This is a genomic window from Halorubrum sp. SP3, assembly GCF_005435195.1.
Classification (GTDB): domain Archaea; phylum Halobacteriota; class Halobacteria; order Halobacteriales; family Haloferacaceae; genus Halorubrum; species Halorubrum sodomense.
The window spans coordinates 1-360 of sequence record NZ_SGTU01000475.1; the positions used below are offsets into that span (position 1 = coordinate 1).

Here is a 360-nt window from a genome sequence, read left to right on the forward strand (position 1 = left end):
AGATGGCCAACCGCTAGGATTGCGTTCTCAACCACAGATGGGTCCGAAGCCTCGAATAGGGCTGTTAAGATCTCAAGATCTGTGGCGGCAATAACCGCGTCCGCACAGCCGACTTCGGCCAAATCTGCGAGTGAGGCGGCAGCATTCCTACGGACATGGTCGGCCTCTGCGTCCAGTTCCGCAGCTAAGTCGGAGAGTGGAATCGTGTCAAGTACGGCGCCGCCGTAGCCATGTTCAGCCAGATAGCCGATTGTCGCAACTGCGTTACCCCTCGGGATTGGATCCTTCTGCGATAACGCCGTGGATATCTTGACCAGATCAAACTCGGCGAGGACCGGATCGATATACCCGGCAGCAAAC

Annotated in this window: 1 protein-coding gene; it reads right to left on the minus strand. The window is 56.9% G+C overall.

Annotated elements, in window-relative coordinates; translation table 11 throughout:
* A partial coding sequence (locus EXE42_RS19030) for a hypothetical protein (protein WP_158293789.1) occupies positions 1-360 on the minus strand: 360 nt, incomplete at both ends.